The sequence below is a fragment of the Streptomyces eurythermus genome, from assembly GCF_014649115.1.
In the GTDB taxonomy this organism is placed as follows: domain Bacteria; phylum Actinomycetota; class Actinomycetes; order Streptomycetales; family Streptomycetaceae; genus Streptomyces; species Streptomyces eurythermus.
Window position 1 is genome coordinate 405611 of the sequence record NZ_BMSK01000003.1, and the last position, 26535, is coordinate 432145.

19 protein-coding genes are annotated in these 26535 nt (G+C 73.1%); 12 read left to right on the forward strand and 7 right to left on the reverse strand.

What is annotated here, in order from left to right:
* Nucleotides 1-143: 143 nt before the first annotated feature.
* A complete protein-coding gene (locus tag IE251_RS07340; protein ID WP_189752064.1) occupies nucleotides 144-1001 on the reverse strand; it encodes a hypothetical protein in 858 nt (285 codons plus the stop codon).
* A 166-nt stretch (nucleotides 1002-1167) separates the two neighbouring features.
* On the opposite strand from IE251_RS07340, the gene IE251_RS07345 reads away from it, so the two are divergent.
* Nucleotides 1168-2496, forward strand: coding sequence for a sensor histidine kinase (locus tag IE251_RS07345; protein WP_189752065.1), 1329 nt, complete (start codon nucleotides 1168-1170; stop codon nucleotides 2494-2496).
* Nucleotides 2497-2520: 24 nt separating this feature from the next.
* On the opposite strand, the gene IE251_RS07350 is transcribed toward IE251_RS07345, so the two are convergent.
* Both IE251_RS07350 and IE251_RS07355 read right to left on the reverse strand, forming a co-directional pair.
* Nucleotides 2521-3012, reverse strand: coding sequence for an SUKH-3 domain-containing protein (locus IE251_RS07350; RefSeq protein ID WP_189752066.1), 492 nt, complete (start codon nucleotides 3010-3012; stop codon nucleotides 2521-2523).
* A 46-nt stretch (nucleotides 3013-3058) separates the two neighbouring features.
* On the reverse strand, nucleotides 3059-3574 hold the full coding sequence (locus IE251_RS07355) for a YwqJ-related putative deaminase (protein ID WP_189752067.1): 516 nt from the start codon (nucleotides 3572-3574) through the stop codon (nucleotides 3059-3061).
* Between the two features lie 289 nt (nucleotides 3575-3863).
* Between IE251_RS07355 and IE251_RS07360 the strand changes: the two genes are divergently transcribed.
* The 3 genes from IE251_RS07360 to IE251_RS07370 all read left to right on the forward strand — a co-directional run bounded on the left by IE251_RS07360 (nucleotide 3864) and on the right by IE251_RS07370 (nucleotide 8961).
* Nucleotides 3864-4859, forward strand: a complete 996-nt coding sequence (locus IE251_RS07360; RefSeq protein ID WP_189752068.1) for an SMI1/KNR4 family protein — start codon at nucleotides 3864-3866, stop codon at nucleotides 4857-4859.
* 10 nt (nucleotides 4860-4869) lie between these two features.
* Nucleotides 4870-7851, forward strand: a complete 2982-nt coding sequence (locus IE251_RS07365; RefSeq protein WP_189752069.1) for an SUKH-4 family immunity protein — start codon at nucleotides 4870-4872, stop codon at nucleotides 7849-7851.
* A gap of 222 nt (nucleotides 7852-8073) precedes the next feature.
* Complete coding sequence (locus IE251_RS07370; protein ID WP_229896645.1) at nucleotides 8074-8961, forward strand: coiled-coil domain-containing protein; 888 nt, start codon at nucleotides 8074-8076, stop codon at nucleotides 8959-8961.
* Nucleotides 8962-9076: 115 nt separating this feature from the next.
* Here the strand turns inward: IE251_RS07370 and IE251_RS07375 are convergent, their stop codons facing one another.
* A complete protein-coding gene (locus IE251_RS07375; RefSeq protein ID WP_189752070.1) occupies nucleotides 9077-10573 on the reverse strand; it encodes an MFS transporter in 1497 nt (498 codons plus the stop codon).
* 459 nt (nucleotides 10574-11032) lie between these two features.
* On the opposite strand from IE251_RS07375, the gene IE251_RS07380 reads away from it, so the two are divergent.
* The 4 genes from IE251_RS07380 (at nucleotide 11033) to IE251_RS07395 (ending at nucleotide 18673) form a co-directional block, all read left to right on the forward strand.
* On the forward strand, nucleotides 11033-11806 hold the full coding sequence (locus IE251_RS07380; RefSeq protein WP_234471124.1) for an ABC transporter ATP-binding protein: 774 nt from the start codon (nucleotides 11033-11035) through the stop codon (nucleotides 11804-11806).
* Nucleotides 11803-14382, forward strand: coding sequence for an ABC transporter permease (locus IE251_RS07385; RefSeq protein WP_189752072.1), 2580 nt, complete (start codon nucleotides 11803-11805; stop codon nucleotides 14380-14382). Before IE251_RS07380 ends, IE251_RS07385 begins: the two co-directional genes overlap by 4 nt.
* A gap of 289 nt (nucleotides 14383-14671) precedes the next feature.
* A complete protein-coding gene (gene mfd / locus IE251_RS07390; RefSeq protein ID WP_189752073.1) occupies nucleotides 14672-18208 on the forward strand; it encodes a transcription-repair coupling factor in 3537 nt (1178 codons plus the stop codon).
* A gap of 105 nt (nucleotides 18209-18313) precedes the next feature.
* Nucleotides 18314-18673, forward strand: coding sequence for a MerR family transcriptional regulator (locus IE251_RS07395; RefSeq protein ID WP_189752074.1), 360 nt, complete (start codon nucleotides 18314-18316; stop codon nucleotides 18671-18673).
* A gap of 30 nt (nucleotides 18674-18703) precedes the next feature.
* On the opposite strand, the gene IE251_RS07400 is transcribed toward IE251_RS07395, so the two are convergent.
* Complete coding sequence (locus IE251_RS07400) at nucleotides 18704-19480, reverse strand: SDR family NAD(P)-dependent oxidoreductase (RefSeq protein WP_189752075.1); 777 nt, start codon at nucleotides 19478-19480, stop codon at nucleotides 18704-18706.
* A gap of 189 nt (nucleotides 19481-19669) precedes the next feature.
* On the opposite strand from IE251_RS07400, the gene IE251_RS07405 reads away from it, so the two are divergent.
* Nucleotides 19670-20386 carry an HNH endonuclease family protein gene (locus IE251_RS07405; RefSeq protein ID WP_189752076.1) on the forward strand — a complete coding sequence of 239 codons (717 nt, stop codon included), beginning with the start codon at nucleotides 19670-19672 and terminating at the stop codon, nucleotides 20384-20386.
* Between the two features lie 49 nt (nucleotides 20387-20435).
* Complete coding sequence (locus IE251_RS07410) at nucleotides 20436-21179, forward strand: GNAT family N-acetyltransferase (protein WP_189752077.1); 744 nt, start codon at nucleotides 20436-20438, stop codon at nucleotides 21177-21179.
* A 31-nt stretch (nucleotides 21180-21210) separates the two neighbouring features.
* On the opposite strand, the gene IE251_RS07415 is transcribed toward IE251_RS07410, so the two are convergent.
* Together IE251_RS07415 and IE251_RS07420 are read right to left on the reverse strand one after the other, a co-directional pair.
* Nucleotides 21211-21960, reverse strand: a complete 750-nt coding sequence (locus IE251_RS07415) for a hypothetical protein (protein WP_189752078.1) — start codon at nucleotides 21958-21960, stop codon at nucleotides 21211-21213.
* Nucleotides 21961-22131: 171 nt separating this feature from the next.
* Nucleotides 22132-22851: an Rv1352/Rv1906c domain-containing protein gene (locus IE251_RS07420; RefSeq protein WP_189752079.1), complete on the reverse strand. Its 720-nt coding sequence runs from the start codon at nucleotides 22849-22851 to the stop codon at nucleotides 22132-22134.
* Nucleotides 22852-23041: 190 nt separating this feature from the next.
* Between IE251_RS07420 and IE251_RS07425 the strand changes: the two genes are divergently transcribed.
* Complete coding sequence (locus tag IE251_RS07425; RefSeq protein WP_189752080.1) at nucleotides 23042-25645, forward strand: N-6 DNA methylase; 2604 nt, start codon at nucleotides 23042-23044, stop codon at nucleotides 25643-25645.
* Between the two features lie 158 nt (nucleotides 25646-25803).
* On the forward strand, nucleotides 25804-26532 hold the full coding sequence (locus tag IE251_RS07430) for a hypothetical protein (RefSeq protein ID WP_189752081.1): 729 nt from the start codon (nucleotides 25804-25806) through the stop codon (nucleotides 26530-26532).
* Nucleotides 26533-26535 lie beyond the last annotated feature (3 nt).

Sequence of the window (26535 nt, forward strand, 5' to 3'; positions counted from 1 at the left end):
GGGTACGGGCCCTGACGTGTAGGTCAGGGCCCGCGGGAAGCGGCTCCCCCATCAGGATTTGAACCTGAACTTAAGGGACCAAAACCCTCAGTGCTGCCTAGTTACACCATGGGGGATGAAACTCGGCTAAACCGGACATTTGGTCAGGTCGCCGAGTCGGCACCCAACACTATGCCGTACCAAGTGCCTTCGATGCGACGGTACAGGTCGGCGCCCTTCAGGACTTTGATCACCAAGCAGCCACGGTAGGTGTCCCCGATGTTCTTGCGGACCGTCTTGGGGTTGTGCCTCTTGAGCGTGGTCTTGTAGAAGGCGGAAGTGTCGGCGCCGACGAGGTCGGCCCAGTAGCGTTCGGCTCCCTCCACGTCGGCTTTTTCGTGGATCATTACGTTGAACCGCAGGCGTTCGCGTTCCACTCGGAGCAGGTCGAGCCACGCCAGAAAGATTCTGATCATTCCGGGGTCGCTGTTCACGAAGGTGACGCTCTCCCGGCGGTTGTACGGCTTGTCCTTGGCGCCCTCGGCCCAGTACAGGCCGACGCCGACCAGGAACAGCTCGCGGTCGGACAGTCGGCCGACGGCCGCCGCCGCGCGCTGCTTGGTCTCCTCGCGTTCGCGATCCCGTGCGGCCCGCAGGTGTGCCAGGCCCTCGTTCATCAGGGCTCGCTGTTCCTCGGGCGTGTAGCGGGGCTCGGGCTTCGGCAGGTCCCGCACCCACAGGGAGATCGAACTCTTCGAGCACCCCAGTTCCGCCTGGATGCGGTCGTAGGTCCAGCCCTGGAGCCGTAGTTCTCGTGCCCTGTCCCGCAGGTCGTCCTTCGCGTTCGGGCGCTTGGTCCACTCCGGTGGTGGCTCCCCTTTCACCAGTTGGTTGAGGATGTCGTTGTTGTGGATCTTCAGCTCGTCCCGGATCTGCCGGAGGCTGTAGCCGGAACGCCGCAGCGCCACCGCCCGCTCCCGCAGTCCCTCGAAGTCGGCGTATTTGCCGTATGTCTGTGCCATGGGCATACCGTCCGACCGGAATGGGAGGTTCCGGGGTCGAACGGGAAAGGTTCACCAGTTCGAGGGATAGGGGGAGGTTTCGATGTCGTTCGGTTACGGAGTGTGGTGTGTGGAGGTAGGTGAAAGTCACCGGAAATGCCGCACCCGTCGCCCGTAGGCTGGAGACATGACCACGACGGGGGAAGAGCACGCCAGGGCCTTGACCGGGCCATGGTGGTGGGCAAGGCGGCGCAGCGCGGTGCTCGACGGGGGTCTCGCGCTGCTGTCCGCCGTGGAGTGTGCCGCGGAGGGGGTTCCGTTCGCCCGGGAGGCGGGGATCCCGGTGTCCGTGGGCGTGGTGTTCGGGCTGATCGCCGGTGCGGTGCTGTTGGTGCGGCGGAAGTGGCCGATCGCCGTGGTGCTGGTGGCGATCGCGGTGACGCCGGCCGAGATGGGTTTCCTGATGGGCGTCGTCGGCCTGTACACGCTGGCGTCGTGCGAGCTGCCGCGCCGGGTGATCGGGGCGTTGTCGGGGATGTCGTTGCTGGGCACGGCGGTGGTGACGTTCGTGCGGGTGCGGCAGGACATGGCGCGTGGTGATCTCACGCTGGGTGACTGGTTCCTGCCGTTCGCGGCGGTGACGACGTCGCTGGGTCTGACGGCTCCGCCGGTGCTGCTGGGGTTGTACGTGGGGGCGCGGCGGCGGTTGATGGAGAGTCTGCGGGAGCGGGCGGATTCGTTGGAGCGGGAGCTTCAGCTGCTCGCGGAGCGGGCGGAGGAGCGGGCCGAGTGGGCGCGTAATGAGGAGCGGACGCGGATCGCGCGGGAGATGCACGACGTGGTGGCGCACCGGGTGAGTCTGATGGTGGTGCACGCGGCGGCGTTGCAGGCGGTGGCGCGGAAGGATCCGGAGAAGGCGGTGCGGAACGCGGCTCTGGTGGGGGACATGGGGCGGCAGGCGTTGACGGAGTTGCGGGAGATGCTGGGGGTGCTGCGGGCGGGCGGGGACGCGGTGCGTCGTCCGTCGGGGGTGCCGTTGGCGGCGGTGGGGGAGGCGGCGGAGGCCGCGGCGTCGCGGGCGGCGGAGTCGCGTGCGGCGGTCGAGGCGGGGGCGGTGGAGGGGCCGTGTCTGTCGGAGCTGGAGGAGTTGGTCGGGCAGTCGGCTGCCGCGGGGATGGTGGTGGATCTGTCGGTGGAGGGGGAGGCGCGGTCGTATCCGGCGGAGGTGGAGCAGACGGCGTACCGGGTGGTGCAGGAGGCGTTGACGAACGTCCACAAGCACGCGGCGGGTGCGAAGACGTATGTGCGGTTGGCGCATCGGGTGTCGGAGATCGCGATGCAGGTGGAGAACGAGCCGCCGCCGGAGCCGGCGTCGGCGTCGGCGGCGGGGTTGCCGTCGGGCGGTAACGGCCTGGTGGGGATGCGGGAGCGGGTCGTGGCGCTGGGTGGGGTGTTCGTGTCGGGGCCGACGGACGCGGGTGGGTTCCGGGTGTCGGCGGTGATTCCGGCGGTGTGAGCGCGTGGGATGGCTGTCCGGGGGTCAGCCGGCGGTGAGGCGTACGGGCTGGATGCCGGTGATGAGGGTGGTCAGGGCGTGGTCGATGTCGGGGCCGGTGTACCAGTCGCCGGTGTGGTCGATGGTATAGACGCGGCCTTCGGCGTCGATGGCGAGGAGGGCGGCGGTGCCGGTGTCCTCGCCGAGGGGGCACAGCTGGGTGCCGAGGGCGTGGCCGAGGTCGCCGAGGGTGCGGGCGAGGTGGAGGCCGTGCAGGGGGTCGAGGTGGAGGGTGGCGGGGGCGATCTGGCGGCCGGGGCCGGTGGGGGTGATGGTGAGGCCGCCGAATTCGGCCCAGGCTTCGACGGCGGCGGGGAAGACGGTGTGCCGGTGTCCGGCGGGTGAGGTGTGGGTGCGCAGGGCGTCGGCCCAGATCTCGGCCTGTTTGATGTCCCAGCGTCCGGGTTGCCAGCCGGCGGCGCGCAGGGCGGCGTCGACGGGTACGGGGAAGCGCGTGGTGGTGCGGTCGGGGTGCATCTGCCCTTCGTTCGTCGAGTGTGCCGGGTGGTTCGTGGTGGTGGGGTCAGTCGTCGGTGGGGGTGGGGTCGACGATGCGGACGCCGAAGTGGGCGCTGAGTGCGGTGCAGGCGCGGCAGGGGGTGGCGAAGCGGCCGTGCAGGGGGTCGCCGTCCTCGCGTATGCGGCGGGTGGTGAGTTTGGCGTGTTTGAGGGCTTTGCGGGCCTCGCCGTTGGTCATGGGTCTGCGGGAGGCGCGTTTGCTGCGGGCGGCGTCGGCGGTGGTGAGGTGCCGGGAGATGAGGATGGTCTCGGCGCAGCGGCCGGTGAAGCGGTCGCGTTGGGCGCTGGTGAGGGTGTCGAGGAAGTCCTGGACGAGGGGGTGCAGGGCGGGGGGTTGGTCGCCGCGGGCGGCGGTGCAGGTGAGGGTGGTGCCGCGGACGGAGAGGGCGGCGGCGATGGCGGGCAGGATGCCGTCGCGGCGGTGCCGGAGGGTGGGGGTGGGGGGTGTTTCGGTGCCGCTCCAGTCGATGCGAGGGTCGCCGGCCCGCACGTCGGCACCTCCGGTCTGCAAGGTCGTCATGATCGTTGTCCCTCCCCTGGGGCGTCCCCCCGAAGGACTTAGGGTGCCAAATGCCGTGGCTGGTGGGGAAGCTGGGGCGGTGTGACACGCCTGGTGCGGGGCGGGCTGTGACGGTGGGGTGACGGCTGGTCACGGTGGTGGGCGCGGGTGTGGCCGTAGGGGCGGGTGGGGGTGTGGGCGGGGTGGTGGCGGGCCGGTGACCGGGGTGGGTGTTCCGCATAGGCTGGGCGGCATCCGCGATCGACACCGCCGTTTACGGCCAGAGAGAACGCCGCAGGGGGCATCCGCCATGACGACAGGTCGGCTCGGGCAGCGAGCCGCGCCGCCGAACGCGGCCTACGCCGGGCAGGTCGTGCATTTTCCGGATCCGGTCCGGGCGGCACGTCACCCGAGGGGGGTACGGGTCGATGAGCGGGGTTACCCGGATTTCTCGCCGTACGCGCGTGTGGCGGTGGAGATCGCCGAGCCGCCGGAGGGTTTCGGGGTCGATGAACTGCGGCTGACCGATTATGTGTCGGCGAACGCGGCGCTGGCGGCGGCGGGGCACGAGTTGTGGGACACGGTGCCGAATGTGGCGACGCCGCACGGCTGGACGTGGCATCACGTGGCGGGCACGCGGCGGCTGGAGCTGATCCCGGTCGAGGTGAAGGCGTTGCTGAGGCATCACGGCGGGGTGGCGACGGCGGTGGTGGACCATGCCAAGCGTGGGACGCGGCCGTTGCAGGAGTCGCGGCCGGCGCACTTCGGGCTGCCGAAGTCGGGTGTGGCGGTGTCGGAGGCGCAGGTGCAGGGGATCGAGGAGGACCTGGGTTACCGGTTGCCGGGTGCCTACCGTTCGTTCCTGAAGGCGGCGGGCGGTTGTGCGCCGGTCGGCGCGGCGCTGGACGCCGGGCTGGGGTTGCTGGTGGACCAGCCGTTCTTCACGGTGCGGGACGAGGCCGCGGTCAATGACCTGGTGTATGTGAACAAGTGTCTGCGCGACCATCTGACGAAGGATTACCTCGGGGTGGGGTTCGTGCAGGGCGGGCTGCTCGCGGTGAAGGTGAAGGGCGAGCGGGTCGGTTCGGTGTGGTTCTGCGCGTACGACGATGTGCGGGACGTGGATCCGTCGTGGTCGCCGGCGGAGCGGGTGGAGCGTCTGCTGCTGCCGTGCGGTGACGATTTCGACGCGTTCTTGTCCCGGTTGGCCGGTAATCCGCCGGAGTTGGAGACGGTGGCCGGTCTGATGGTGGACGGCGGCTTCGTCCGGGTCGTCCCGGTGTCGTCCGGCCCGGTGGGGGAGTGAGCTGCACGCGATGGTGACGTACGCGCAGGCGCAGGAGCGCGCCGAGGAGTGGATCAACGGCGACGTGCCCGTGTACCAGCACCGTGAGGTGCGGGTGCGGGAGTTCGGGCTGGGGTTCGTGGTGTGGGGCGAGGACCGTGCGGAGGGTCCGCGTTCGGACGCGGGCGGCCAGCGGTTGGTGATCGCCCGGGACAGCGGGGAGGCCACGTTGTGGCCCGCGCTGCCGGTGGGTGAGGTGATCCGCCGGTACGAGGAGGAGTACGGCCGTGCCGGGGAGCCGCAGGACGCGGTGCCGGCGCCCGCGCGGCTGGACCTCAATCAGACGTCGTTCCTGCTGACTCCTCCGGAGTGGTTGCAGGAGGCGGCGGACAAGCTGGGGAACGGGGAACGGGGGGCCGGGGATTCGGCGGGGCCGGCGGGTTCGGCGGGGTCGAGCGTTTCGGGTGGTTCGAGCGGGTCGACGGGGTCGGCGGACTTGACGGTGGGGGCGGCTTCGGCGGGTGCCGGGGGGCCGGGGGCTGGTGCGCCGGGGGCGGGGTCCGTCCCGTCGGGTTCGGTCCCGCCGGGAGCGGGGGCGCCGGGTTCGGCTGGGGCTTCGGTTCCGGGTTCGGGTTCGACTGCGGGTTCGGTTCCGGGTTCGGCTGCGGGTTCGGTTCCGGACCCGGCCTCCGCTTCGGTGGAGTCGGGCGGGGGTACGGTGCCGGGTGCTCCGGGCACGGCCGGTGGGCCGGGGGTGCCCGCTCCCGCGGAGGTGTCCGAGGGTGCCACGCCCTGGGCCGGGACCGACACGAACGCGGAGTCCGGTGAGGACGACCGTTCCGTGCCGTTGCCCGCGACGGTGTTCGCGCCGCCGTTGAGCGACTCGGACGACGGGCCGCGGCCCCCGGCGGTCGCGGCTGACGCGCCGACGGCGTTGATGTCGGGCGGCAGCCAGTTGCCGCCGACGGCGGTCGCACCGGCGCTGGACGCGCCGGGCGCGCCTGCCGCCGGCCGGAGTGACACGCCCCCGCAGGCGCCGGCGGCTCCGGGCACGCCCGCGCCGGCAGTACCGCCGTACCCTCCCGCGCACGGCACTCCGCCCCCGCCTTCTCCCATGGCCTCGGGGGCGCCGGGCGCCCCGCAGGGCAGCACGCCCGCGCCGCCCGTTCCGTCGTACGGCTATCCGCAGGCGCCGGGTGGTGCGCCGCAGCCTCCGGCGGGCCCGGGTGCGCCCGCGCGTCCGCTGCCGCCGCACGCGGGGGACATCGCGGACGCGGCGACGAGCAAGGCGGCACCGCCGCCGAAGAAGGGGCGCGGGGGAGTGGGTACGCCCCCTCCGCCTCCGCCGCCGGGCGCCCCGGGCATGCCGGGCGCGCGCCCGGGGAGTGCGACGCCGCCGCCCGCGCCGGGGGCTCCCGCGGGCGGGTACGTGCCGACGCGGCTGGTGTCGGCGCTCGGGCCGGAGGGTCCCGAGGTGCAGGCCGGTCCGGGGAGCGCGGAGGGACCGCGGGCGCCGGGCGCGCCGAACGTTCCGGGCGCCCCCAACCCGCCCGCCGCGCCGCCGGGTACCCCGGGAGGTACGCCCCCGGGCGGTGTGCACCAGGCGGCCACGATGCTGGCCGACCCGAGCCGACCGGGCGAAGGCGCGTCCCAGCCTCCGGGGGCGCCGCAGCCGCCCGGCGCCCCCCAGCCTCCGGGTGCCCCCGGCACGCCAGGCGCCCAAGCCGCGCCGGGCGCCCCTGGCATGCCCCCGGTACCGGGCGGCCCGCAGCCTCCCGGCGCGCCCCATGCCCCAGGCGCTCCCGGCGCTCCCGGCGCCGTGCACCAAGCCGAAACCATGCTGGCCGCACCCCCCGTGGCCGGCGGCCCGGGTGCCGTCGCGCCTCCGGGCGCCGCCCCGCACGCCGCGCCCCCGCCCCCGATGCCGCCCGGCGCGATGCCGCCTCCGGGTGCGATGCCGCCACCCGGTGCGATGCCGCCTCCGGGTGCGCCCGTGCCGGGGCCGGGGCAGGTGCCGGGGTACGGGTATCCGCAGGGGCAGCCGACCGTGGGTCCGGGCTATCAGGCCGTTCTGCGCTACCGCGCGCAGGACGGCTCCGAGCAGCAGCTGATCCGGCGTTCGGCGCCGGGCATGCCGCACCCGGAGTGGCAGATCTTCCACGAGCTGCGGGCCATGAACGTGCCGCCGGGCCAGGTGCTGGAGCTGCACACCGAGCTGGAGTCGTGTGAGCTGCCGGGTGCCTACTGCGCGCGGATGATCCGTGAGCAGTGGCCGCAGGCGCGGATCACGAGCATCGCGCCGTACGGCACGGACCACGCGAGCCGGCGTCAGGGCATGCACCAGTTGCTGGCGCACCAGGGCGAGTTGCACCAGGTGGCGGACGGTCCGGCGCGGCCGGCGCCGGTGCGGGCGCCGCTGCCGCCGGTGCAGGCCGCGCCGCCGGTGCCGCCGGAGGGGGTCGCGCAGGAGCTGGCCGCGGCGTTCGGGCCGGGGATCTTCCGGTTCGAGCAGCAGGCGGTGTCCCGGCAGGGTGTGCCGCCGGTCGTGGCGCACACCCTGGTGGTGGCCGGACTGCCCGTGGACATGGGCCCGTTCTTCTGGGCTCAGGCGCAGCCGGGACGTCCGGTGCCGACGCTGGCGGAGCTGGCGGCCGAGCGCGGGGTGATGGCGGCGCCGGACGCGGGCTCGTACCTGGTGATGGGCACCGATTTCGGCAAGGCGATCTGTGTGCAGTACGGGACGGCGAACATTGTGGCCGTGCCGGTGGAGGCGGGGCCGGGCGGTGCGCCGGTGCCGCCGCAGTTCGTGAACTCCGGGCTGCCGGAGTTCGCGCGGTGTCTGGCGTTGCTGGGCCGGATGTGGCGGTTGAGGTACGGGCTGAACCAGGAGCAGGCCGGCCGCTGGACCGTCGACTTCCAGGCGCAGCTGGCCGCCCTGGACCCGGCGGCGCTCGGTTCGCCGGAGAGCTGGTGGTCGGTGCTGTTGGAGCAGATGTGGGACGGGCTGTTGTAGCCCTGCCACCGCGGACGTATCCGCTGTTCGCCGTTGTCGGGCCCTTCGCGCGCGCGTGAAGGGCCCGACGCGTGTCTGGTGCACGCCCGACGTGTGCCCGGCGCGCGTTCCGTGTCCGTGCGCCGTTCTGCGGAGTGTCGGATTATGGCCCTTTATGTCCGATCCAGCAAGATATGCACGAAATCATTCTGTCGTGTAGGTCCGGTGGAGAGGAGTCCCAGGGTGAGCAGCGCATCGATGCCGCCGCACGGCTTCGCGACCGTCCGGGGGCGCGGCTACCGCCCCGACCAGGTCGACGCCTGCCTGGAGGCGCTGTCCGAGGACCGGGACGCCGCCTGGGAGCGGGCCGCCCGGCTGACCGTGCTCGCCAAGGACATGGAGGCGGAGGCGGCACGGCTGGGCGAGGTGGTCGCCCAGTTGGAGCCGCAGACGTACGAGGCGCTGGGGGAAGGCGCCCAGCGGCTGTTCCAGCGGGTGCAGAGCGAGGCGGCCGATCTCAGGGAGCGCACGCGGCGCGCGGCCGCTCAGCGCGTCGCGCGGGCCGAGGCGGAGGCCGAACGGGTCCGCCGGGAGGCGCGGGAGACGGCGGACGCGGTCCGCGCGGCGGCCGACGAGCACGCCCGCGGACGGATCCTGGCCGCGCGGGCCGAGGCCAACGGCATCCGGGTCGGGGCCCGGCGCGAGGTGCGGGCGGCGCGCATGGAGTCCCTCGCGCTGGTGCGCGAGGCACGGCAGCGCGCCGCCGGGATGCTGGCCGAGCACTCCCGGGAGAACGCCGGACGCTGGGCGGCGGCCGAACGCGAGGCGGCCGGGCGGGCGGCCGAGCTGGACGCCCTGCACGCCGAGCGGGCGAGCCGGGCCGAGGCCGCGCTGGCGGCGGCCGGGCGGGCCGTGGAGGAGGCCGGGCGGTACGCCCGCCGCTGTGAGGAGCGGGCACGCGCGCGTGCCGCCGAGATCGTCGCGGACGCGCGCGTGCGCGAGGAGCGCATCGCCCAGGAGACCGAGCGGGTGCTGCGTGAGCACGGCGACACCTGGGACACCGTGCAGGCGCACGTGGACTGCGCGCGCGAGAACCTGATGTCGCTGACCGGACGCGTCGTCACCGAGTGAGCCGGCCCGCCGGGTTCACCCCGAAAGCACCGGGAACCCCCGGCCGGGTCCACTCGGGGAGCACCGGCAGCCCCCGCCGGGTTCACTCCGGGAGCACCGGCAGCCCCCGCCGGGTTCACTCCGGGAGCACCGGGAACCGGCGGGGTGCCACCAGCAGCAGCACCACGAACGCCAGGGCCGCCGCGCCCGCCGCGCCGAGGTAGACGGCGTGGACGGCGTCGGCGATGGCCCGCCGGGTCGCCTCCGGGGCCGTTCCGGCGTCCAGCGCGCGGGTGACGGAGTCCAGGTCGCCGGCCCCGCCCAGCCGCGCGGCCAGCACGCCGTTGGCGACGGCGCCGAACAGGGACGCGCCGAGGGTCTGGCCGGTCTGCCGGCAGAACAGCACCGAGGCGGTCGTGGTGCCCCGCTCCGACCAGCCCACGGTCGACTGCACCCCGATGATCAGCGGCAGCTGGAACAGGCCCAGCGCCCCGCCGAGCAGCAGCATCAGCAGCGTCGGCTGCCACCAGGACCCGGGGTAGGGCAGGAACGGGAACGCCAGGAGGATGAGCGTGCCGAGGCCGATGCCGAGCAGCGCGGTGTCCCGGAAGCCGATCCGCCGGTAGACGTGCTGGCTGAGCGCGGCGGACACCGGCCAGCTGAGCGTCCACACCGACAGCACGAACCCGGCGGCCACCGGGCCGAGTCCGAGCACCGACTGGGCGTACGTCGGCAGGAACACCGCGGGCGCCACCATCAGCAGCCCCAGCGCGCCGAGCGCCAGGTTGACGGCGGCGATGGTCCGGCGCCGCCACACCCAGCCCGGGATGATGGGCTGCGCGGCCCGCCGCTCCACCGTCACCACCACGGCGGCCAGGGCGAGACCCGTGCCGAACAGGGCCAGCGACGGCGCCGACAGCCACGGCCAGGCGACCCCGCCCTGCACCAGCGCGGTCAGCAGCACCCCGCCGCAGGCGAACACGGTGAGCGCGCCGGCCCAGTCCACGCGCGTGTGGCGGGCGGTTTCCCGTTCGGGCTCGTGCAGGTGACGCACGATCAGCCACAGGGCGGCCGCGCCGATCGGCAGGTTGATCAGGAAGATCCAGCGCCAGTCGGCGTAGGCGGCGAGCACTCCGCCGAGTCCGGGGCCGGCCACCGCGCTGACCGCCCAGACCGTGGACAGCCGGGACTGGATCCTCGGGCGTTCCGCCAGCGGGTACAGGTCGGCGGCGAGCGTCTGCACGGTGCCCTGCAACGCCCCGCCGCCCAGGCCCTGGACGATCCGGAACGCGATCAGCGCGCCCATGTTCCAGGCCGCCGCGCACAGCAGCGACCCCGCGAGGAACACGGCCGCGCCCACCACCAGCACCGGTTTGCGGCCGAAGGTGTCGGAGAGTTTGCCGTAGACGGGGAGCGTGACGGTGACGGCGAGCAGATAGCCGGAGAAGAGCCAGGAGAAGACGGAGAACCCGCCCAGGTCGCCGACGATCTGGGGAACCGCCGTGGAGACGACGGTGGAGTCCAGCGCCGCCAGTGCCATCGCCAGCATCAGGGCGGCCACGACCGCCCCCCGGCGCCGTTCCCCCTGGTGCCGGGCCGCGCCGCCGCGTATCGCGGGTGTCGTACTCCCCACCGCAAACCCCTCCCCTGCTTCCCGTCGGAAGCTACCCAGGTGCCCCCTGCACCCATGTCTGGGAGGACAGCTTTCCACGCCGGGCCGGCCGGGCCCCGGCATGGCGATGGGTGGAGGCCGCGCGCGCCGAAGGGTGGAGGCACCCCCGGGAATGCCTCCACCCGTCGGTGGAGACCCCCTAAGGGTTCCTCCGTACCCCGGCTCGGGGACGGTTCGTCCCGGCGGAGGAGGAGCCCGGCCCAGGGCGCTCCTTAACCTGGTCATACGCCGCTGGGGGGCGGCGGACCGCACCGGCGGGGGTGGGGTTTACCCCCCGGAAAGACGGGGCTCCGCACCAGCGCGCGACGCCCTCGCCGACCGCGAGACTCAACGACGTACTCAGACGACGACCCGGCACCACCGGGCGCCGTGCACCGATCTGTCGACCGACATAGGAGACATACCGTGACATCGGCTGTAATGATTCCCAGGCACGGGGGTACTGGAGGGCGTACGGCCGTCGCGGCGCGGGCGCGGCAGGTCGTCAAGGCGTACGGGTCCGGGGAGACCCGTGTCGTCGCACTGGACAGCGTGGACGTGGACGTCGCCCGCGGCCGGTTCACCGCGATCATGGGCCCCTCCGGGTCCGGCAAGTCGACCCTGATGCACTGCCTGGCCGGCCTGGACACGGTGACGAGCGGTCACATCTACCTGGACGACACCGAGATCACCGGCCTGAAGGACAAGAAGCTCACCCAGCTGCGCCGGGACCGCATCGGCTTCATCTTCCAGGCGTTCAACCTGCTGCCCACGCTGAACGCCCTGGAGAACATCACGCTGCCCATGGACATCGCCGGCCGCAAGCCCGACCGGGCCTGGCTGGAGCGGGTGGTGGAGACCGTCGGGCTCACCGGGCGCCTCAAGCACCGCCCCACCCAGCTCTCCGGCGGCCAGCAGCAGCGCGTCGCCGTGGCCCGCGCCCTCGCCGCCCGCCCGGAGATCATCTTCGGGGACGAGCCGACCGGAAACCTCGACTCGCGCGCGGGCGCCGAGGTGCTCGGCTTCCTGCGCCGCTCGGTGGACGAACTCGGCCAGACCATCGTCATGGTCACCCACGACCCGGTGGCCGCCTCCTACGCCGACCGGGTGCTCTACCTCGCCGACGGCCGCATCGTCGACGAGATGTACCAGCCGACGGCCGAACAGGTCCTGGACCGCATGAAGGACTTCGACGCCCGGGGGCGTACGTCGTGACCGTTCTGAAGACCTCGATGCGCAACTTCGTCGCGCACAAGGGACGCATGGCACTGTCGGCGGTCGCCGTGCTGCTGTCGGTGGCGTTCGTGTGCGGCACGCTGGTGTTCACCGACACGATGAACACCACCTTCGACAAGCTGTTCCAGGCCACGGCGTCCGACGTCCAGGTCAGCGCCAAGAGCGCCTCCGACACCGGGGAGACCACCTCCCGCACCGGCAAGCCGCCCGTCCTGCCGGCCTCGGTCGTCGGCAAGGTCCGCGGTGCCCAGGGCGTGCGGTCGGCCGAGGGCACGGTGTTCTCCACCTCGGTGACCGTCGTGGACGCCGACAAGGACAAGCTGTCGCCCAGCAGCGGCGGGCCCACCATCGTCGGCAGCTGGAACGGCAACGACGCCCGCACCATGGAGATCGCCTCCGGCACGGCCCCCAAGGGCCCCGGTCAGGTGATGGTCGACGCCGACACCGCCGACCGGCACCAACTGAAGCGCGGTGACGAGATCGGCCTCATCACGGCCGTCGGCACGCACCACGCGCGCGTGTCCGGCATCGCCGCCTTCAAGGTCACCAACCCCGGCGCGGCGATCTTCTACCTGGACACCAGGACCGCCCAGCAGACCCTCGTCGGCCGCACCGGCGTCTACACCAACGTCAACGTCACCGCCGCCAAGGGCGTGAGCGACGAGCAGCTGAAGAAGAACGTCGTCGCCGTCCTCGGCCACGACTACAAGGTGCAGACCGCCAAGGAGGTCGCCGACGCCAACCAGAAGCAGCTCCAGAGCTTCCTGGACGTCATGAAGTACGCGATGCTCGGCTTCGCCGGGATCGCCTTCCTGGTCGGCATCTTCCTGATCGTCAACACCTTCTCCATGCTGGTCGCCCAGCGCACCCGGGAGATCGGCCTGCTGCGCGCCATCGGCTCCTCCCGCAAGCAGGTCAACCGCTCGGTGCTGGTGGAGGCCCTGCTGCTGGGCGTGGCCGGCTCCGTCCTCGGCGTCGGCGCGGGCGTCGGCCTCGCCATCGGCCTGATGAAGCTCATGGGGCAGATGGACATGAAGCTGTCCACCGACGACCTGACGGTGGCCTGGACCACCCCCGCGCTCGGCCTGCTCCTCGGCGTGGTCGTCACCGTCCTCGCCGCCTACCTGCCGGCCCGGCGCGCCGGCAAGGTCTCCCCGATGGCCGCCCTGCGCGACGCCGGTGCCCCCGCCGACGCCCGGGCCGGGGCCGTCCGCGCCGTCCTCGGCCTGCTGCTGACCGCCGCCGGCGGCTGGAGCCTGTACGCGGCCGCCACCGCCGAGAAGGCCAAGACCGGCTCCGGCTGGCTGGGCCTGGGCGTGCTGCTCACCCTGATCGGCTTCGTCGTCGTCGGCCCGCTGCTCGCCGGCGCGCTGGTCCGCGTCCTCGGCGCGGTCCTCCTGCGGGTCTTCGGACCCGTCGGCCGGATGGCCGAGCGCAACGCGCTGCGCAACCCGCGCCGCACCGGCGCCACCGGCGCCGCCCTGATGATCGGCCTGGCCCTCGTGGCGTGCCTGTCGGTGGTCGGTTCCTCCATGGTGGCCTCCGCCACCGACCAGCTGGACAAGACCGTCGGCACGGACTTCATCGTCCAGGAGGACAACGGCCAGGTCATCACCAAGCAGGCGGTCCAGGCCGTCAAGGACACCCCGGGCCTGGCCCGGGTCACCGAGTACAAGCTCCTGGACGCCACCCTGACCACGCCGGACGGCCGTACCGTCCCGAAGGAGACGATCAACGCGGCCGACCCGACGTACGCCCAGGACGTGCGTACCAAGACCGTCGCCGGCAGCCTCGCCGACGCCTACCGGCCGGACTCGATGTCCGTCTTCGAGGGCTTCGCGAAGGAGCACGGCATCAAGCTCGGCTCCACGGTCGCCGTCCGCTTCGAGGACGGCGGGACGGCGAAGCTGACCGTCCGCGCGATCACCAGCGACGAGGCCGTCGTCGACAAGGGCGCGATGTACGCGTCCATCGCCACCGTCGCCAAGTACGTCCCCGCCGACCGGATGCCGCTGGACGACCTGCTGTTCGCCACCGCCAAGGAGGGCCAGGAGAAGGCCGCCTACCAGGCGCTGAAGTCGGCGCTGCACGAGTTCCCGCAGTACACCGTGCGCGACCAGACCGACTACAAGCAGGAACTGAAGGACCAGATCGGCCAGCTGCTGAACATGATCTACGGCCTGCTCGCGCTGGCGATCATCGTCGCGGTCCTCGGCGTGGTGAACACCCTGGCGCTGTCCGTGGTCGAGCGGACCCGGGAGATCGGCCTGATGCGGGCCATCGGCCTCTCCCGCCGCCAGCTGCGCCGCATGATCCGCCTGGAGTCCGTGGTGATCGCCGTCTTCGGCGCCCTGCTGGGCCTCGGCCTCGGCATGGGCTGGGGCGCCACCGCGCAGAAGCTCCTCGCCCTGGAGGGCCTGAAGGTCCTCGACATCCCCTGGCCGACGATCACCGGCGTGTTCATCGGCTCGGCCTTCGTGGGCCTGTTCGCCGCGCTGGTCCCGGCGTTCCGGGCGGCCCGGATGAACGTGCTGCGCGCGATCGCCACCGACTAGCGCACCGGCCCGCCCGGCCACCGCGCACCGCGGGGCCGGGCCGTGGCCGACGGCCACCGCACACGGGGGTTGCGGGGGAGCGTCCGGCGCCGGGAAGCCTTGGGGCTTCCCGGCGCCGGGTCGTACGCGCCGCACGATCCGGGAGTTTTCCACAGGGCCCCTGCCCAGGGCGCGGGGTTGTCCACAGGCTCCAGCGGCGCCGCCGACACCGTCGTACGCTGGACAGCCCCGGCCCGTCGCACGAGTCGGGCCCTTCGTGTTGCCGACCCCCTGGACGGAAAAAGCCTCCATGAGCCTGCACGGTCTGCTCGACGCCGTCGTCAAGGACCCCGCCCTCGCGGAAGCGATGCGCGCGGCAGCGGACGGCAACCGCCCGCACGTCGACCTGGTCGGCCCCCCGGCGGCCCGGCCCTTCGCCGTCGCCGCCCTGGCCCGGGACGCCGGCCGCCCGGTGCTTGCGGTCACCGCGACCGGCCGCGAGGCCGAGGACCTGGCCGCCGCCCTGCGCTCCCTGCTGCCGCCCGAGGGCGTCGTGGAGTACCCCTCCTGGGAGACCCTCCCGCACGAGCGGCTCAGCCCCCGCAGCGACACCGTCGGCCGCCGCCTCGCCGTCCTGCGCCGCCTCGCCCACCCCCGCCCCGACGACCCCGAGACCGGCCCCGTCTCCGTCGTCGTGGCCCCCGTGCGCTCCGTGCTCCAGCCGCAGGTCAAGGGCCTCGGCGACCTGGAACCGGTGGCCCTGCGCACCGGTCAGAACGCCGAGATGGACGACATCGTCGAAGCCCTCGCGGCCGCCGCCTACGCGCGCGTGGAGCTGGTCGAGAAGCGCGGCGAGTTCGCCGTGCGCGGCGGCATCCTGGACGTGTTCCCGCCCACCGAGGAACACCCGCTGCGCGTCGAGTTCTGGGGCGACGAGATCGAGGAGATCCGCTACTTCAAGGTCGCCGACCAGCGCTCCCTCGAAGTCGCCGAACACGGCCTGTGGGCGCCCCCCTGCCGCGAGCTGCTGCTCACCGACGACGTCCGCGCACGCGCGCGTGCCCTCGCCGAGGACCACCCCGAGCTGGGCGAACTGCTCGGCAAGATCGCCGAGGGCATCGCGGTGGAGGGCATGGAGTCCCTGGCCCCCGTCCTCGTGGACGACATGGAGCTGCTGCTCGACGTGCTGCCCAAGGGCGCCATGGCCGTCGTCTGCGACCCCGAGCGGGTCCGCACCCGCGCCGCCGACCTCGTCGCCACCAGCCAGGAGTTCCTCCAGGCGTCCTGGGCGGCCACCGCCGGCGGGGGCGAGGCCCCCATCGACGTCGGCGCGGCCTCCCTGTGGTCCCTCGCCGACGTCCGCGACCGCGCCCGCGAGCTGGACATGATGTGGTGGTCGGTCTCCCCGTTCGCCGCCGACACCGACGCCGCGGGCGACGCCGACACCCTCAAGCTCGGCATGCACGCGCCCGAGACCTACCGCGGCGACACCGCGCGCGCCCTCGCCGACACCAAGGGCTGGCTCGCCGACGGCTGGCGCACGGTGTTCGTCACCGAGGGCCACGGCCCGGCCGCCCGCACCGTGGAGGTACTCGGCGGCGAGGGCATCGCCGCCCGCCTGGACGCCGACCTCGGCGAACTCGCCCCCTCCGTGGTGCACGTCTCCTGCGGCTCCATCGAGTACGGCTTCGTGGACCCCGAGCTGAGGCTCGCCGTGCTCACCGAGACCGACCTCTCCGGGCAGCGCACCGCCGGCCGCGACGGCGCCCGCATGCCGGCCCGCCGCCGCAAGACCATCGACCCGCTCACCCTGGAGCCGGGCGACTACATCGTCCACGAACAGCACGGCGTCGGCCGCTACATCGAGATGGTGCAGCGCACCGTGCAGGGCGCCACCCGCGAGTACCTGGTCGTGGAGTACGCGCCCGCCAAGCGCGGCCAGCCCGGCGACCGGCTGTACATCCCGACCGACCAGCTGGAACAGATCACCAAGTACGTCGGCGGCGAGGCCCCCACCCTGCACCGCCTCGGCGGCGCCGACTGGACCAAGACCAAGGCCCGCGCCAAGAAGGCCGTCAAGGAGATCGCCGCCGACCTGATCAAGCTGTACAGCGCGCGCATGGCCGCCCCCGGCCACGCCTTCGGCGCCGACACCCCCTGGCAGCGCGAGCTGGAGGACGCCTTCCCCTACGCCGAGACCCCGGACCAGCTCACCACCATCGCCGAGGTCAAGGAGGACATGGAGAAGTCGGTCCCCATGGACCGGCTGATCTGCGGCGACGTCGGCTACGGCAAGACCGAGATCGCGGTGCGGGCCGCCTTCAAGGCCGTACAGGACGGCAAGCAGGTCGCCGTCCTGGTGCCCACCACCCTGCTGGTCCAGCAGCACTACGGCACGTTCTCCGAGCGGTACGCGCAGTTCCCCGTCAACGTGCGCGCCCTGTCCCGCTTCCAGACCGACACCGAGGCCAAGGCCGTCCTGGAGGGCCTGAAGGACGGCTCGGTGGACGTCGTCATCGGCACCCACCGCCTGTTCTCCTCCGAGACCACGTTCAAGGACCTCGGCCTGGTCATCGTCGACGAGGAGCAGCGCTTCGGCGTCGAGCACAAGGAGCAGCTGAAGAAGCTCCGCGCCAACGTCGACGTGCTGACGATGTCCGCGACCCCGATCCCGCGCACCCTGGAGATGGCGGTCACCGGCATCCGCGAGATGTCCACGATCACCACACCCCCCGAGGAGCGCCACCCGGTGCTCACCTTCGTCGGGCCGTACGAGGAGAAGCAGATCGGCGCCGCCATCCGCCGCGAACTGCTGCGCGAGGGCCAGGTCTTCTACATCCACAACCGCGTCGAGTCCATCGACCGCGCGGCGGCCAGACTCCGCGACATCGTCCCCGAGGCGCGCATCGCCACCGCCCACGGCCAGATGTCGGAGTCCGCGCTGGAGCAGGTCGTGGTCGACTTCTGGGAGAAGAAGTTCGACGTGCTGGTGTCGACCACGATCGTGGAGTCCGGCATCGACATCTCCAACGCCAACACCCTGATCGTGGAGCGCGGCGACACCTTCGGCCTGTCCCAGCTGCACCAGCTGCGCGGCCGGGTCGGCCGTGGCCGCGAGCGCGGGTACGCCTACTTCCTGTACCCGCCGGAGAAGCCGCTCACCGAGACCGCGCACGAGCGCCTGGCGACCATCGCCCAGCACACCGAGATGGGCGCGGGCATGTACGTGGCGATGAAGGACCTGGAGATCCGCGGCGCCGGAAACCTGCTCGGCGGCGAGCAGTCCGGGCACATCGCGGGCGTCGGCTTCGACCTGTACGTCCGCATGGTCGGCGAGGCCGTCGCCGACTACCGCCGCCAGCTGGAGACCGGCGAGATCGAGGAGGAGGCGCCGCTCGAGGTAAAGATCGAGCTGCCCGTGGACGCGCACGTCCCGCACGACTACGCGCCCGGCGAGCGCCTGCGCCTCCAGGCGTACCGCTCGATCGCCTCCGCCAACAGCGAGGAGGACATCAAGGCCGTCCGCGAGGAACTCACCGACCGCTACGGCAAGCTGCCCGAACCGGTGGAGAACCTGCTGCTGGTGGCCGGCCTGAGGATGCTCGCGCGCGCCTGCGGCGTCGGCGAGGTCGTGCTCCAGGGCACCAACATCCGCTTCGCGCCGGTGGAGCTGCGCGAGTCGCAGGAACTGCGGCTCAAGCGGCTCTACCCGGGCACGGTCATCAAGCCGGCCGCCCACCAGGTGCTGGTCCCGCGCCCGAAGACCGCCAAGGTCGGCGGCAAGCCGCTGGTCGGCCGGGAACTGCTGGCCTGGGTCGGCGAGTTCCTCACCTCGGTCCTGGGCTGACGGCCGCCGGGGCGGGGACGGTGGACGACAGCCGGGCCCGGGAGCGGGACGCGTGGACGGGATGAGGACCGGGAGCGGGACGGGTGGACGGGAACGGGGGCGCGCGTGCGGATCGGTGAGCTGGCCGAGGCGACCGGAGCGACACCGCGCGCCCTGCGCCACTACGAACAGCAGGGCCTGATCACCTCCGCCCGCGCGGCCAACGGCTACCGCGAGTACGACGCCGGTGCGGTCGTACGGGTGCGCAACATCCGCCGGCTGCTCGCGGCGGGCCTCACCCTGGACGACGTCCTGGTGTTCCTGCCCTGCCTCGACGGTGACGTCACCGCCGGCCCCGCCTCCGCCCGGGCGCTGGAGGTCGCCCGGGACCGGCTGGCCGTCCTGGACGCCCGCATCGCGGCCCAGACTGAGTTGCGGGACCGGCTGGCGACGGCCCTGCGGGAGGCGGGCGCCGAGGTTCCCTGACGTGCCCAGGGTCCGCTGATGAGGGTTCGGTCAGGAGACGACCGCGCCGCCGTCCACGGGCAGCACGACCCCGGTCACGAACGACGCCCGCGGGGAGGCCAGGCGGGTGACGGCCCAGGCGACCTCCTCGGGGCGGCCGATCCGGCCGAGCGGGGTGTGGGCGAGCTGCCACTGCCGGATGGCGTCCCGCTGCTCGGGGGTGTGACCGGAGTGGTCGGCGATCGGCGTGTCGATCGCGCCCGGCGCCACCGCGACCACCCGGATGCCGTGCGGCGCCAGCTCCACCGCCCAGCTGCGGGTCAGCACCTCCAGCGCCGTCTTGCCCGCCGCGTACAGCGAGTTGCCGGGCCAGCCGCGCTGGCCCACCGCCGTCGTCACGTTCACCACGACCCCCCGGCTCTCCTCCAGCGCGGGCAGCGCGGCCTGGGTGAGCAGCACGGGCGCGAGGAGGTTGGTCTCCAGCAGCGGCCGTACCGACGCGCGGGTGTAGCTGCGCAGCGAGTCGGTGGTGACGACGGCCGCGTTGTTGACCAGCACGTCGATCCGGCCGTAGCGCTCCAGCACGGCCCGGACGACGGCGGCGGGCCCGTCCTCGGCGGTCAGGTCGGCGGACAGGGGCGTGATCCCGGGGTGCCCCTCGGCGGTCTCGGCCAGCGGCGCGCGGCGGCGGCCGACGGCGACGACCCGGGCGCCCTCGGCGGCGAACGCGCGCGCCGTCGCCCGGCCGATGCCGGTGCCGGCACCGGTCACGAGGACGGTACGCGGGTGATCGGCGGGGCTGGTGCGGGAGGTGCTGTTCTCGCTCATGCCGGGATCGTCGGACCCTGACGCCAATGACAAGGTCAAACGGCGTCTGTTCACCGGGATGAAACAGCACTTGTCATGGCATCGGTGGACAACGCCCCATCTGCTGGGCGGCGACGGGAAGTTACCGTGGAGAGCGGAACGACCCGCCCCGCTTGAAGGGCGGACCAGCACGAGCAAGGGGGGCGCACCGTGACGCGTCTGAGGAGCGGGGTGGTCACCGCCGTGGCCACGCTGGTCGCCGTGACCGGCTGCACGGCCGAGCAGGACAAGGGGGCCGCCGGGCCCGGGGAGGCCAAGGGCGGCGGCGCGGCCCTGGCCGCCGTCGGCTCACTGACCGTCAAGGGGCGCGCGCCGAAGACCGGTTACTCCCGCGACCGGTTCGGCACCGCCTGGGCGGACACCGACTCCAACTCCTGCGACACCCGCGACGACATCCTCAAACGCGACCTGAAGGACGTGAAGTTCACCGGCGGCACCTGCAAGGTCACCTACGGACTGCTGGACCCCGACCCCTACTCCGGCAAGGAGATCACCTACCGGCGCGGCCGCAGCCAGGTCGACATCGACCACGTCGTGGCCCTCTCCGACGCCTGGCAGAAGGGCGCCAAGTACTGGGACCCGAGCAAGCGCATCGCCCTCGCCAACGACCCGCTCAACCTCCTCGCCGTCGACGCGCCCACCAACCGCGGCAAGGGCGACGGCGACGCGGCCACCTGGCTCCCGCCCAACAAGGCCTACCGGTGCGAGTACGTCGCCGCCCAGGTGGCGGTCAAGAAGAAGTACGGCCTGTGGGTCACCGCCGCCGAACAGTCGGCCATGAAGAAGGTCCTCGCCGGCTGCCCGGACCAGAAACTGCCCACCGGCGGCAACCCGACCCGGGCCCCCGAACGCTTCCGGGCCCGGTGACCGGGTAAATCACTGTCCTGGGCGGGCCCGCCCGCCTACCGTGACCGGCATGCACATCAAGGTGAGCAACCTCGCCGAGCGGCCCGACCGGCTGCCGGCGGTGTTCGACATGCCCGACACCTGGCCCGAGTTCGTCACCAACGACCCCGTAGGCGCCACCCATTACGGGCGTATCCCCACCGAACTGCCGGAATACGCGCTGTTCGCCGAGGACGAGGACGGCCGGGTCGTCGCCCACGCCTACAGCGTGCCCTTCGCCCTGAACGCGCCGGGCCGGGGCACCCTGCCCGCCCGGGGCTGGGACCAGGTCCTGGCGTGGGCCTTCGCCGACCTGCGCCACGGCACCCGCCCGGACACGGTGAGCGCCATCTCGGTCACCATCGCCCCGCACGCCCAGGGCCTCGGCCTGTCCGCCGTGCTGCTCTCCGCGATGCGGGACAACGCCCGCGAGCGCGGCTTCCGCGAGGTCGTCGCCCCCGTCCGGCCGAGCGCCAAGCACCGCGAACCGCACACCCCGATCGCCGAGTACGCCCACCGGGTCCGCCCCGACGGGCTGCCCGAGGATCCGTGGCTGCGCGTCCACGCCCGGGCCGGCGCCACCGTCGACTCCATCGCCCCGGCCTCCATGACCGTCGGCGCCTCGCTGGAGGAGTGGCGCCGCTGGACCGGGCTGCCCTTCGACCGGCCCGGCGACATCGAGGTGCCCGGCGCGCTGGTCCCGGTCCGCTGCGAACCGGAGCGCGGGTACGCCGTCTACGTCGAACCCAACGTCTGGATGCGGCACCCGCTGTGACCCCGCGCCGGGCCCGGCCCCGTACCGGCCCTTACAGCGCGTCCAGGTCGACGATCTCCCCGGTGGGCTTGTCCGCGGGGACCGGCCGGTCGAAGTCGCTGAAGGCCAGGTGGATCTGCTCCTTGGCCTTGGCGCCGCTGTCGATCCGCAGCAGGTACGGCTTGCCCTCGGTCGCCACGTGCGCCGTGTAGTCGTCCTCGCCGTCCTTCTCGTGCAGGACGATCGCGGGCTTGCCGTCGACCGTCGTGGTCTTGCCGCGGGTGGCCTCCGTGTCGCCGTCCTTCATGTCACCGAGGATCGTGTCCAGGTCGCAGAAGCTCGCGATGTCCTTGGCGTCCTGGCCCTTGGCGGCCATCTTGGTCCACTTACCGGCGAGCATGTCGACCGCCGCGTCGGTGTCCTCCTTGGACTCGCCCTCGCTCTGGGCGCGCAGGAACTTCTCGTCGTACTTCATGTAGACCGTGCCGCCGGACCTGATCAGATCGGCCTTGCCCTGGCCGTTCATGCTCAGCGAGCCGGCGCACCGGCCCTGCTTGTCGAGCGCCATGTCGATGTCGATGAAGCCCTTGCTCTCGTCGTCGGGGACCCGGCCCTTCATCCGCAGCGACGAGGAACCGGTGGTGGTCTTCATCGACCGCTCGACGATCTGACCGCCGCTCAGCCCGGCGAACGGGCCCTTCGGCTTGCTGCCGGCCGAGTCGTCCCCGGACTGGCAGCCGGTGGTGAGGCCGGCGGTGGCCGCGGCGGCGAGACAGAGAGCGGCAAATGCGGTACGACGCATGGGGGTTCCTTGCTGAGAGAGGTGTTCTGGTGAGCGGGGAGCCGGACGGCTCCGTGGGGATGAGTGGTACGGGGTGAGCGGTACGGGGGTTCTACGGGTTGTGCGGGGTGGTGCCGTGGCGGCGCGGGGTGTGGGGGTGTGGGTGTCCCCGCGCCGGGGTGGGCAAACGGGTCAGGCCTTCTTCCAGTCGCCGCAGTCGTCGGTCTTGAAGTAGCGGTCCGACGCGCTGATGGTGACGACGGCCGTACCGGTCACATGGTCACCGGCGAGGAACGAGTCCGGGCCGTGCTCGGCGTCCTTGGTGCGCTCCCAGTAGCAGGAGCCGCCGGTGTTCCCGGTCGACTTGTAGGTGCCCGGCGCGATGTCCGTCCCCACCTTGAACATGCCCGCGTCGCCGTCCATGGAGGTGGCGGGAGTGCCCTTTGCCGTGGGGGCGGTCGGGTCCACGAGCTCCCAGTCGGCGCAGCCGTAGATCCGGAACACCTTGTCGGTGGGCATGACGGTCACGTAACCCGTGCCGTTGACACGGTCGCCGGCGAGTGTGGCGTCCGGTTGGCCGGAGGCGTCCCTGGCGCGCTCCCAGTAGCACGTGTCATCGGGGTTGCCGGTCGTGCGGTATGTCCCCGGCTCGATGTCGGTGCCCACCCGGTAGTCGCCGTTGTCCCCGAAGGCGGTCTTCTTCTCGGCCGCCTGGGCTCCCCTTGAGTCAGCGGAGCCGACCGAATTCTCGCTGGCACCGCCGGGCTTGTGTGGGGCCGAGGGCGAGGAGCCGGCCCGGGCGCCGTCGCCCGAACCGCCGCCCTTGGAATGGCTGCCGGCGGTGGCGGACACGGCCCCGATGACGGCGAGCCCCACCACCGCACCGAACGCGAGCCTGGCCTTCATGCCCATGGTGAATCCCTCCCCGAATACGGCGGCATCCCCCTCCGGCGACCGCTCGTTCGCTGGGTCAATAACAGCAGAGCGTGTGAACCGAGTCAACACGGTTCACACTTGAGGGTGTGTACACGGTCGTGAACCCCTGGATCTTTGTGTACGCCGGTATGCTCGGCGCACACACGGGACGAGGGGAGCGAAGCCGGTGCAGGACAACGCGACAGAGGTGACCGCAGCGGGGATCGCCCGCCTCGCGGGAGTGGGCCGGGCCGCCGTCAGCAACTGGCGCCGCCGGCACGCCGATTTCCCGAAGCCGGTCGGCGGCACCGAGACCAGCCCGTCCTTCGCCCTCGCCGAGGTCGAGGCCTGGCTGCGCAAGCAGGGAAAACTCGCGGAAGTACCGCTGCGTGAACGCGTCTGGCAGCAACTCGCCGGCCACCCGGAGGGCCCGCTGACGGCCCTGGTGCACACCGGCTGCGCGCTGCTGCTGATCCATGAGCGCCCCACGGTCTGGCTCGACGCGAGCGCCGGCTCCGACGCGAGGCTGGCCGCGATGCTGCCGGGCGCGCTGGAGAAGGTGCTGACGCCGCGGGTGGGGGGCGTACGGGGGCGCGGGCGCAGGGGTGTTGGGGGTGCGAGCGCGAGTGCGAGTGGGAGAGCGGGCGCGGGGGTGGTCGCGGGTGCCGGTGGGGGTGTGAACGCGGCGTTCGGGCGGGCTGGTGTGAACGGGCCGAGCAACCCGCCCGCTGTGAACGCCGGTTCCGCGTCGACCGGTGTGAACTCGGGGTCGTCGGCTTCCGGTGTGAACTCAGGTTTGTCGGCGGCCGGTGTGAACTCGGATCCGGCCGTCCCCGGTGTGAATCCCGAATCCACTGCGCCCGGTGTGAACTCCGCCCCCACCGCGCCCGCTGTGAACTCCTCGCCGACGGCGCCGATTGTGAACACCCCGCCGACCGTTCACACCGCCCCACCCGTTCACAACAACCCGCCCCTTCACGGTAAATCAGCGGTTCACAACGCCTCAGCCGTTCACAACCGTCCCACCGTTCACAGCGCCGTCCCCGACACTCCGGCAGGCATCGCCGACAACCCCAGCGCCCCGCCCACCCCCAGCGCCCCCACCCCACCCCAAACCGCACCCGCCGCGCCGATCACACCCACCACTCCGACCACACTCTCCACCCCAGCCCTCACCACCCCCACCGGCCCCCAACTCCTCCCCTCCGTCCCCCTCCTCCGCGGCGCCGCCGAACTCGCCGCCGAGATCGGCGCCCGGCAGACGTTCGAGTTCCTGCTGGGCCGGCACCTGGACGCGAACCCCCGCCAGTACACGCTCACCCCGGCCGAGTTGGCGGGTCTCATGGCCGACCTGGTTGGCCCGGCCCGCACCGTCCTGGATCCGGCCTGCGGCACCGGCGCCCTGCTGCGCGCCGTGGACCCCCGCCCCGGCCAGGAGCTGTACGCCCAGGACAGCGCGCCCGAACTCGCCGCGCTCAGCGCGCTGCGGCTGGCGCTGCACAGCCGGGCCACCGTGCGCGCCGCCGTCGGCGACACCCTGCGCGCCGACGCCCACCCCGGGCTGCAGGCGGACGCGGTGCTGTGCCATCCGCCGTTCAACGAGCGCAACTGGGGCCATGACGAGCTCGCCTACGACCCGCGCTGGGAGTACGGCTTCCCGGCGCGCACGGAGTCGGAGCTGGCGTGGGTGCAGCACGCGCTGGCGCGGCTGACCGACGGCGGTACCGCCGTCCTGCTGATGCCGCCGGCCGCCGCCTCCCGCCGTTCCGGGCGCCGGATCCGCGCCGATCTGCTGCGCCGGGGCGCGCTCAGTGCCGTGGTCGCGCTGCCGGTCGGCGCGGCACCGCCGTACAACATCCCGCTGCACCTGTGGGTGCTGCGCCGGCCCGACCGGACGCCGGCGGCGCCCGAGGTGCTGCTCGTGGACACCGGGAGGTTCGCCGGGGAGACGCGGGGCGGCCCGGACTGGGAGGCGGTACGGGAGGCCGTACTGGACGCCTGGCGTGCCTTCGCGCGTGAGGGGCGGCTCGCGGAGCGGCCCGGCCTCGCCCGTTCCGTGCCGGTGATCGAACTCCTCGACGACGACGTGGACCTCGCGCCCGCCCGCCATCTGCCGCCGGCCGCGGTGGCCGACGGCGCGGAGCAGCTCACGCGGGTGCGCGAGCGCCTGGGGGAGACCCTGCGCCTGACCGCGGACCTCACCCCGCCGCCCGCCGACCCGGCACCGGCCGCGCGCTGGACGCTGACCACGGTGGGCGAACTCGCGCGCGGGGGCGCGCTGGTGATGCGTACCGGCGGAAACGGCGGCCACGCGCGCGTGCCGGTGCTCACCGACCACGACGTCCTCGCCGGGACGGCGCCCTCCGGCACGCTGCCCGAGAGCGAGGAGGAGGCCGTGCTGACCGAGCCGGGCGACGTCGTCGTACCCGTGCTCGGCGGGGGCGCGGTGGCGCGCGTGATCGACGGGGCGACGGGGGGCGCCGCCCTGGGGCGCAACCTGGTGCTGCTGCGCCCCGATCGCACGGCGCTCGATCCGTGGTTCCTGGCCGGGTTCCTGCGCGGTACCGCCAACAACCGGCAGGCCAGCAGCTACGCCTCCACGGCGACCCGGCTGGACGTGCGCCGGCTGCACCTGCCCCGGCTCCCGCTGGAGGAACAGCGCCGCTACGGCGCGCGCTTCCGGGCCCTGGACGAGTTCGAGCGGGCGCTCAGGCACGCGAGCCGGCTCGGGGAGCAGCTGGTGCGCGGGATGTACGACGGGCTCACCGACGGCACGGTGGCACCGGACTGATCCCGGCGCCGGCGGCCGGACAACGGTTCGGTACAGCCTCGATCATTTGTCCGTGCCGGGCCATATGCTCGAAGCGACCATCGCACGAGGGGCGTGGTCCGCGCGCCCGCCGACCCGCCGGGCCGGCGGTACGCCCCCTTCCAGGACCGGGAGCAGCCATGCAAGGCCACGGCTACGGACAGCCGGTGACGCAGCCGCCGCACACCGCGTGGCTGGTCTGCCTGCGTGTGCTGTTCGTGGCGGTCGGGATCCTCACCCTCGGCTTCCTGTCCTGGGCGATGCTGCTGCGGCTGGCGATCGTCACGCGCCGGTCGCTGGACTGGGGGCTGTTCGTGGCGGTGCTGGTCGCCGACCTCCTGGCCGTCGTCCTGCTGGGGCTGGAGCCGGGCGACGAGGTCCACACCACGGGCGGTTATGTGGGCCTGATACTGGTGCTGGGCACCCTCGTGGGTTCGATCGCGTACTACTTGGCCGCCGACATCCAGCACTTCGCGCCGCGCCGACAGGTGTACGCGGGGGTGCCCGGGGCGCCGGCGTACGGCTACCCGCCCGCCGCGGCGGCCTACGGCGCGACGACCGTACCGACCGCGCCGCCGGCACCGACGGCGTCCACACCGGCCGTACCCACCCCGGGCACCGCGCCGACCGCGTCCACCCCGGCCGTACCCGCCGCCCCGGCCCCGCCCCGGGCGTCCGGCGCGCCGTACACCCCGCCCCCGGTGTCGCACACCCCGCCCCCGGCGCCGTACGCACCCGTGCCCGCGCCCCCGCCGGCCGCCCCGCTGCCGCGGCCCCAGGCGCCCGCGCGGATCGAGCAGGTGCGCGCGGAGCTGGACGAGCTGAGCGACTACCTGCGCCGGCAGGACGGCCACGAGGGCGGTCGGTGAGCG

What these genes read in the sequence shown, in the direction of transcription:
- IE251_RS07365 (WP_189752069.1), top strand. Translation starts at nt 4,870, where the DNA reads ATGGTGACGTACGCGCAGGCGCAGGAGCGCGCCGAGGAGTGGATCAAC.
- IE251_RS07345 (WP_189752065.1), top strand. Translation starts at nt 1,168, where the DNA reads ATGACCACGACGGGGGAAGAGCACGCCAGGGCCTTGACCGGGCCATGG.
- IE251_RS07420 (WP_189752079.1), bottom strand. Translation starts at nt 22,851, where the DNA reads ATGGGCATGAAGGCCAGGCTCGCGTTCGGTGCGGTGGTGGGGCTCGCC.
- IE251_RS07410 (WP_189752077.1), top strand. Translation starts at nt 20,436, where the DNA reads ATGCACATCAAGGTGAGCAACCTCGCCGAGCGGCCCGACCGGCTGCCG.
- IE251_RS07430 (WP_189752081.1), top strand. Translation starts at nt 25,804, where the DNA reads ATGCAAGGCCACGGCTACGGACAGCCGGTGACGCAGCCGCCGCACACC.
- IE251_RS07360 (WP_189752068.1), top strand. Translation starts at nt 3,864, where the DNA reads ATGACGACAGGTCGGCTCGGGCAGCGAGCCGCGCCGCCGAACGCGGCC.
- IE251_RS07340 (WP_189752064.1), bottom strand. Translation starts at nt 1,001, where the DNA reads ATGGCACAGACATACGGCAAATACGCCGACTTCGAGGGACTGCGGGAG.
- IE251_RS07415 (WP_189752078.1), bottom strand. Translation starts at nt 21,960, where the DNA reads ATGCGTCGTACCGCATTTGCCGCTCTCTGTCTCGCCGCCGCGGCCACC.
- IE251_RS07380 (WP_234471124.1), top strand. Translation starts at nt 11,033, where the DNA reads ATGATTCCCAGGCACGGGGGTACTGGAGGGCGTACGGCCGTCGCGGCG.
- IE251_RS07400 (WP_189752075.1), bottom strand. Translation starts at nt 19,480, where the DNA reads ATGAGCGAGAACAGCACCTCCCGCACCAGCCCCGCCGATCACCCGCGT.
- IE251_RS07355 (WP_189752067.1), bottom strand. Translation starts at nt 3,574, where the DNA reads ATGACGACCTTGCAGACCGGAGGTGCCGACGTGCGGGCCGGCGACCCT.
- mfd (WP_189752073.1), top strand. Translation starts at nt 14,672, where the DNA reads ATGAGCCTGCACGGTCTGCTCGACGCCGTCGTCAAGGACCCCGCCCTC.
- IE251_RS07350 (WP_189752066.1), bottom strand. Translation starts at nt 3,012, where the DNA reads ATGCACCCCGACCGCACCACCACGCGCTTCCCCGTACCCGTCGACGCC.